At 49.5% G+C, this 8,192-nt stretch carries 4 protein-coding genes and 1 pseudogene; 2 read left to right on the top strand and 3 right to left on the bottom strand.

Annotation, left to right across the window (positions count from 1 at the left end):
* Window positions 1–163: 163 nt before the first annotated feature.
* Both AC0B60_RS20095 and AC0B60_RS20090 read left to right on the top strand, forming a co-directional pair.
* Window positions 164–447, top strand: a pseudogene (locus AC0B60_RS20095) (IS3 family transposase); the annotation flags it as partial.
* A 365-nt stretch (window positions 448–812) separates the two neighbouring features.
* The gene (locus AC0B60_RS20090; protein WP_465087647.1) at window positions 813–1,445 is read left to right on the top strand and encodes a HEAT repeat domain-containing protein; all 633 of its coding nucleotides are present in this window, start codon (window positions 813–815) and stop codon (window positions 1,443–1,445) included.
* A gap of 2 nt (window positions 1,446–1,447) precedes the next feature.
* On the opposite strand, the gene AC0B60_RS20085 is transcribed toward AC0B60_RS20090, so the two are convergent.
* The 3 genes from AC0B60_RS20085 to AC0B60_RS20075 all read right to left on the bottom strand — a co-directional run bounded on the left by AC0B60_RS20085 (window position 1,448) and on the right by AC0B60_RS20075 (window position 8,047).
* Window positions 1,448–1,879 (bottom strand): DUF4265 domain-containing protein, encoded by a 432-nt coding sequence (locus tag AC0B60_RS20085; RefSeq protein ID WP_465087646.1) that lies wholly within the window; start codon window positions 1,877–1,879, stop codon window positions 1,448–1,450.
* Window position 1,880: 1 nt separating this feature from the next.
* Window positions 1,881–2,807, bottom strand: coding sequence for an RHS repeat-associated core domain-containing protein (locus AC0B60_RS20080; protein WP_465087645.1), 927 nt, complete (start codon window positions 2,805–2,807; stop codon window positions 1,881–1,883).
* 257 nt (window positions 2,808–3,064) lie between these two features.
* The gene (locus tag AC0B60_RS20075) at window positions 3,065–8,047 is read right to left on the bottom strand and encodes an RHS repeat domain-containing protein (protein ID WP_465087644.1); all 4,983 of its coding nucleotides are present in this window, start codon (window positions 8,045–8,047) and stop codon (window positions 3,065–3,067) included.
* Between the last annotated feature and the right edge of the window lie 145 nt (window positions 8,048–8,192).

Raw genomic sequence — 8,192 nt, 5'->3', positions numbered from 1 at the left:
GAATGGATCGAGGACTATAACCGCAGCCACCCGCACAAAGGGTTGAAAATGAAGTCGCCCTGGGAGTACCGGGCAGAACTGGCATCAAATTGATGAGGTGGTGTCCGGTTTAGCGGGGGCAACTACACATCCGTATCGGTGTAAGTCCAGTCACGGATAGCTTCATAAGCGGCTACACCGGCAGTTTTGTCCACTGAACTCGGGCAAGCGGCGAGGAGGCAAGAAGCGACTTTCGACCAGAACCCCGGAACCATTCTGCGTACTAGCCACAGTTAATCGATGCTGGCCCATGGATTTCAAGAGCGGCAGTCTGTTCTGTGGTCGCCGGCTCCGCACCTTCAACGTTTTGACTATCTCAATCGAGAAGTACTGGCTATTGAGATTGACCTGAACCTGCCAGCACCGAGAGTTATACGAGTTCTGGAACACATCATTGCTTGGCGAGGCTATCTGACCAGCCCCACGCCTTTGGTGGTATCCCGACCGTCCGATAACCGCATCTGTCGAAGCAGACGCCCGGGCGAGCCTTGCAAAGTGGAACGCAATGCAGCGAGCAGACCTTGTGAGGGTCATCCTGGTGTTTGAGGGTGCAACAAGGTTGATGGGGGCTGGGATCGATCTGCGGGAAGCATCGGTATTGACAAGAACAGCCATTAGAATTCGTGAGTGCGTAGACCAAACTGTTCGTGTAGGCGCAAACTAAAATTGTTTTAACGCTCCGGGTAAGGGACGATGTAGCCATGTCCGTAAAGCGGTGACCAAGTTTAAGAATTCTAGAACGTACAGTAAGGCAGACAAAGATAGGCTACAAAATGAGTGGCAATACAGCGACCGAAGAATTGATTGGACAACTAAATAGTAAAGCATCTAGCAAGCGTCGATCGGCGGCCAAGAAGCTGAGAAAGCTAAAAGCAAAAAACGCTGGTCCCAATTTGTTGGCCGCCTTAAGAAATGAACTCAAAGACAAGCGAACCTGGGAAACGCAATACCAGATGATAATGGCCTTGGGAGAATCGGGTTATACCGAAAGCTTGGATTATTTACATCATCTCGCCAAACATGATTTTGAAGCGACTATGGTCTATGTCGCTATTGGCGACGCTATAAATAGATTGACTTACCTGAAAGACGGTTCAATAAGTCAGGCTCTCAATCTCTTAGGCAACGGCAATAACACCACATTTCTAGTTGATGGATTAATCAGAGCAATTGCCATTCGGAAACTCATCCCCTCAGATCAAGACATAGTGCGGATCATCAACTACGGCAACAGACCCGAAGTTAGTGACAACAACCGCACTTGGATCGCATCGGCTGCAGCGGGTTGGGATGGCACCGATGTAGAGCAGTTTCTTCACCGATGCGCAGCGTCAGACCACTTACAAACGAAAAAAGCGGCCGAAGCCGCTCTTAATAAGCAATATCCTAAATGGGATATACTGTAGATTTACATAAAACCCAGACAGGCTTCTTGATAGTCCCATTTCCCATCGTCCTCTCCTGCATCAAGAAATTCCCTTATTTTTTCGTACTCAACGGTGGGTGGGATGTCAACTGCGACTAAGCGAGGCTGATCACTAATCTCTGAGTCACAACCCATAGTTTTGAGTTGTGTCCTCACTGTTTGAACATCTTTTTCATTCGCGAACCAAAGACGCACGGTGCTGTGGCGAGAGGGATTCAAAAGCTCTTCCACATAAAGACGACCGTCCGCCTTACTTGCGCTGACGATGTCATTAAGCGCGACACCTTTCGCATAAAAGGGGATGTTGTCCAATTTGAAGCCTGCCCCGTGGGGGACAGCCCAAATCGTCTCAGTTTCAATTTCGTCTGAATCTGCAATTGGAATTTCAAAATAGATTTTTACGCGACCTTTCATTTTAAAAGTCGTCTCCCTTTTTCAAGTTACACGCTCGACAAAGGATCTGGCCATTTTCAGCGGTACCATCACCGCCCTTCGACTTAGGTATTATATGATCACGTTGCCGCTCATTATCTGGCGGGCTTTCACCCCGTTTAGATTTTTTACCAGGAGCAACTTCAACGCCGCAGTCCTCACAGCGGTTTACACCATTATTTTTCGCGGCATTTTCCGAATCAAGTTCTCGTTTTGTCTTCGGCGTGAAGTCTTTACCTGTTCGATCAACACCGGCAGAGCCTGGCTTCCTTGCTCCCCTATCGATGTTTGTTTTCTTTGCCGCACCGGCAGCCGCATCAACCGCTCTCGATGCCTTAATTCCCGCTGAAGCGCCTCCAGGTAACAATGGTACGGCTGATGCCAGACCATCGTAAGCTACGCCAACCGTATCCAACAGCGCGGCACCCCAGTTGCCATCTGACAGGTTACTGAACAGGGACGCTATACCCATTCCTACATTGGCCACGTCCCATGCGGTTTCTACAACTCGGCCATCCGGGTCTGTGTAGCGATACGGGTTGTTGTTGGCGAAAGCATAGCGATTAAAGGAATCTGGGGACGACTCTCTAAATCCTCTTGGGTCCATCGAAATGAAGCGACCAATTTCGGGATCGTAAAACCTCGCTCCGAAATCCACTAGCCCATGACTCGTATGCCTTTGCTTACCGTGATAGGAGTGCAGCCACTCCTCGATTTCGCGGGTAGATTGTTCAACCCCACCAAAAGATTTCAGGCGTTCTCGCGCAACCACATTCCCAGCTTCATCTAGAATTAACGATGACTGGGTCAGTTTGTCGTCTATGTGATAGCGCGTGATCTCAGCTGTTGCAGAAGCACTACTGGAGCCAACTATCAAGCTCACCAGGAAAAGAAGTTTCAGAATTTTCATGTCAATCACCATATTATCTCTGGGCCACCGTCGCCATTTGCTGGCGCACTAAACCGTAAACGAATCACTGCAGTAATCTCCGCTGCTGGTACAAACCTTCAAATTAATGTCATCGGAACTAAGTGCCCCTACGGTGAATTTATCCTTGTCGTAAGGGGACTGTCAGGCGCCAATTCTGTTCCTAGAACCGCCATAGCGCCCCCTCTTATAGAAATTTAAGTCGTGGCCAAACTGACCGGCGTAGCTTACCTGAATATCTACGGTATACCTTGGCCACCGCCGCCATTTGCTGGCGCACTAAACGAAAACGCATCGCTGCAGTACTTTCCGCTGCTGTTACAAACCTTCAAACTAATTTCATCAGAATTGAATGGCCCAACGGTGAATTCATCCTCGTCGTGAGGGGACTGTGACGCGCCAATTCTATACCAAGCGCCGCCATAGCGGCCCCTCTCGTAGAAACGTAAATTGTGGTCAAACTGGCTGGCGTAGCCTACTTGAATATCAACGGTATGCTCATCAGCACAAATGTGAGGCCCGCAATCGTATTCTGAGTGAACATCTTCAGCATAAGCGTCTAAGTTTCGATAGACCGTAAAAGACTCTTGGTTCGAAACATCTGTTGATCCGGAAGTATCAGAAATTTCAGCTTTGATAAAATAAGTTCCAGGCTCAACAAAATTAGCGATGTAAGTTCCTCCAGTATGGTCGGCAGGGCGATCAAAGAAGAACGGTGGTAATTGTTTTATGGCTGAATCTTCATAACTGTAATTGGGCGGTTCCCTAACCGAGTACCACTTAATTGCGTTGGTTAGGTCACCCTCTTCCCGATCGTCAGCCGTTGCCTGAAACGTCATCGGTTCGCCCAGGGTACCGCTTCCGGATATCGTGATCTCTGATAGATCAGGAGCGTCATTCAGCTTTGAGAGGGTCGAGACCTCCAAGACGTTCGAGCAAATATGTGAGTTCTCCCGGCAAAGAGAAATCGTATTGGCGGCTCCGAAGTCAACGTTCGGCACAGTCGCAACGGATCCGCTTTGAGTCGTCTCCTCGCCATTGAAGAAGAAATCAAAATTTCCACTCAATCCAGGATCAGCCTCCAAGTTAAATTCGTAGCTGTCTGGCTGAGTCTTCAAGATTTCACGAACCTGCGCACTCAATTGAATGCCGGGGGAGATCGACACAGTCATTGGATTCGAGGTGCTCTTTTTACCCTGGGAATCCACGACTTCCGCACGCACCCGATGCAAGCCGACGCTGAGCGTTGCACTTGTGTTTCCACCTGTAGCAAACGAGCCGTCTTTATCTGACAACCAAACAATAGAATTGGTCAGATCGCCCTCCTCCGGATCAAACGCTGTCGCGTTTAAATTCAGGCGCTGCCCCCCTTCCGTAGAGTGCGAAACTGAACCTACATCAACTACCGGCGGCGCATTATCGACGACTTCTTTTTCGGCTATCAGACTGTTTTCAATGTAAAAGAGGCGGACGAGTCTCGGAGGCGCTGTCTCATCCGACGTGATCTGTTTTTCGATGACTCGGCCTGAGAGGTCCCGGCGAAATATCGTTGAATCAACTTGCACACCCGAGGAGTCGAGACTGTCTGATTTCGCTAGTGTCCCAAAAGCATTGTATGCAAAGAGAGAGGATGCGCCGGGAGAAACAATGCTTTTTACTCGATCAAGCTCGGTGTACTCGATGTCCCTTACGAGATTCCCACCAACGAGTGTTGAAGTGAGACGACCAAACGCGTCGTGATCGTACTCTTTGAATTGCGCACCTTCGACACTCTCCACCAAGTTGCCCTGATAATTAATGACACGCCCGGCATTGAGGGTGAGATTGGAGTTAGCGTCGTAGTCGTAATCAGCTCCGTCCCATACCAGTCTTGAGAGACCATCGTAGGCGAAGTTCTTTGTCAGGCTGGGTGTGAGCTCGTTCCGACGCTCAAGTAGGTTATCGGATCGATCATAGTCGTAGACATATTTCATCAGTTGCAGACGATCAAGCGCGCCTGGCATGCCCACTACTGCGCGTTCCTGCCTGACCAAAAGATCCCTCGTCAAACCACGCTCATTCTTAGATTTCTCCACTACAACATCGTTCGCCAAGCTAAGGGTGTGCTTCTCAACTTTACGAACCACAGAGGCGAGTTCCGATCCATTCACGATCAATTTGGTGGTTCGGCCCAGCAAGTCAGGAGAATATTGAACAACATCGCCGTGCGGGTAAGTCATCCCATCGACGTAGCCAATCGAGTTGTAATTGTAATCAATTGGGCCGGCTCCATTATTTGGATAATGTTGTTGTGTGTTGACCGAGCCGAACGCCGTGTAGGTAAGGTGCGTCCGTAATTCTTCGCCACCCACCCGCGTCCAGGCGTTCTGAATCTTACCGTTCGGATAATAATTCGCTTCCAACAGATTACCGGTTGGACTGTTTACGTGTGTGAGACGTCCCCGCTTATCGTAGAGATAGCTTTTCTGCCGATCTCCTTGGACTTTCTTGTCTATCGAACCGTTCGGGTAATAGGAGAAGGTCACCGGAAGTGCTTCTGGTTCGGTTTGCGTTTTCACCAAAGAGGTACCATGGTGGTAGGTGAATGATCGAATCACCCCGTCGTTCTCGATGGACAGTGGATTGCCAAGCACATTGCGGTCAATATCGATGGTGATCCATTCATCTTCCGGCGGGGCTTCCACGGAGGAGGGTTGCGCAATGTAATCCGTCTTGGACGGGTTGTTGACCTTGCGACGAATTTCATCGACTTCGCAATTGTCAGGATCTGAGTAGCAGTCGAAACGCTCTAACGTCTTGTAGCCCCGCTCATCTACAATAAGTCGCCCGAACTCAACGTCGTAACTTTCCAGGCCATACTGACAAACATCGTCGTAACAAAATTCGACCGAACCACCGGTAGACGAATCCACGGACTCAATGATTCGTGAGAGGGGGTCGTAACTGTGGGAGATACCCTCGACCGTTAGAGGCTGATCGAATACACCAGTAGCTATTGACTGATTGGTCGGATGGGATTCAAACGCGAGATTGCCTTGGTAGTCATACCTGTAGTGCTTGATCTGATCATCATTCTGTTGTGTTGAACTTGTTGAATTGACCGTGACCTCTGAAGCGAGGACACGTCCGAAACCATCAAAATACTTCGTAGCAAAGGTCTCGTTTCCAAACTTAATTTCGGCACGAGCCGGTTGGCCCGATTCAGGCGGATAATAGGTAAATTCTTTTCTATCAAGTAACGGCCGTTTTACCCAGCGGAGCCTGCCCATAGCGTCGTGCTTGGATGTCGTTTGGTTTCCGATTTCATCCATCTCAGAAAGAACATTGCCAAATACATCGTACTCACGCGAAACACTGGTGCCATCGTTGAACGTCGTGTTCCGAGGCCTTCCTGCCACAAAGTTCGAGAAGTCTTCGCGTATCTCTTGAGAAGCTTCCGTTGTCTTGCTCGCCAATTCGCCTTTTGATGTGTACTCAAAATCACCTTCTGACACACCAAATCGTTCCAGACTTCTCAGCAAGCCAGTTTCATAGAAATCCCGATCAACTATCGCCGACTCGCCGACATTAGGTTCACTGACTGTCGTCTCGTCAACAAGATTGAGCATCCAAAGGTCGGCGTTAAGTTCTGCAAAAGGAACATAGGCAGTCTCGATGGTCCGAGTTGAGGTGCCTGTCTCTTCAACTAGGGTTTCCCTAAACCACTGATCTCTGGACTGGACAGTACGGAGGTATTTCCCATCGATGACTCGTTCTTCTTCAGCCCTGTAGTGCGTATCAACCTTCGCAATACCAATGTAACTGCCAAGGTTGGTGCCCGAGTCATAAGATCTGTTAGTAGTTCTGATGATCGATCCATCTTGACTAACAGTGGACTTGTACGGCAGTCCTCGAAATGCTCCAGATCGATAAAACCATGTTCGCTTGCTTGCCCCATCCGGAAGCACAATAGTGGTTCGAGTGGCATCTGGGCTTTGAAGTTTTGCGTAGGAGTAGTTCCAGACATGCGTGGAACCCGTGATCGGATCGGTGACCGTTTTTCTGTCAACCACCGGTGACTCGTAAACCCAGCCCGAATCATCGAAAAACTGATAATCTAGAAGATCAAATTCATACTGAACGACGCCACCATAAGGAAACTTCACTCTGGATAGTGAGTTTATTGCCCCACCAACCGTGCAACAATCTAGAACCGAGCCCGCAATTGGCCCACGATAATCAAATTCCCAAGTTGATCCATCTGGCCTCGTCACCTCTTCCAAATAGGTGCCCATGTACCATCGACGGCTGACACTCCAGCAACGGTCTTTCTCCGCAGGAGAGGCCGACAAAAAATGACAGTAGCTCGAGCCCATATTGGAGGTCAGACCAGTGTAGTCATAGTTCCACACTGCATCGCCGGCTATGTCACTCGCATCATTGACCACGACGCTACTGATTAGTGGATATTCTCCTTCCAATGCATTGTCATCATAGTTGATCGTAACTTTGCGCCCATCTGTCGCATTGATCTCTTCAACGTAATGTCGATTAGGCTTCACAAACTGAGAGCCATAGCCGTGAGCACCTGGCTTTCGAACTTCTCGATAGTGGTAAGTTACTTCATTGCCAAACTGATCCTTTACTTTGGAAACCGAGACAATGTTAGTGCCAGCTGCACCACCGAAGACAAAATCACCAGGGATCCGTGAGAGTTTCGTCAGTTCGTAAGTCAGGCCGTCTGGCGTTTTCACTTCGTAGCCGTCAAAGCGACCGTCAACCTCCAGACACTTTACAATCACATTGGAGGTCGTCACGTATTTCGTATCTGCGGGGAATTGGCCACCTTTCAAATCAGATCGCAAGGTAATGAGGCTCTCGGCGTTTCCATCCCCAAAGTAAAGCATGGGTGCATCAGTAAATGCATTTTTTGACCATTCGTATCCCTCAAGCGGGTTGAAGCGGGGGTGAGAGTAATCATTGCAGATACCCGCACTGGCGTTGGTACCACCGGCTCCGCCTGCAGGCCGGCCCGCGGGGCTAGTTTTGAGCACAATCCTTGGGACATCAAGCAGCCAACTTCCAAATTCCACAGGGCCTATGCTGGTTTTAGCGAAGCTTCGACGCACGGTAATGTCAGGACCAAGGCCCTGAAGACGTACGTCAACGGTTGAGTAGTCAAGCGATCCCGTTCTGACACCGATGTTTTCGTCGGCCAAATCACCCTGGAATAAGGTTTCCAAGTTGGCACTTGAGAACCTCCCCCTCTGTCAGCCTAGTTGTCCAGTTGGCGATCTCGCCTGAGTTTCACTAGACGGGGGCGGCATGGGAGCATTCATGCCACGCTATTCCGAAGAACGTAAAGCCGCAGTCCTGAAGAAGCTGTTA

The organism is Marinobacter sp. V34 (assembly GCF_055524115.1).
This window is presented reverse-complemented; position numbering and strand designations above follow the sequence as displayed.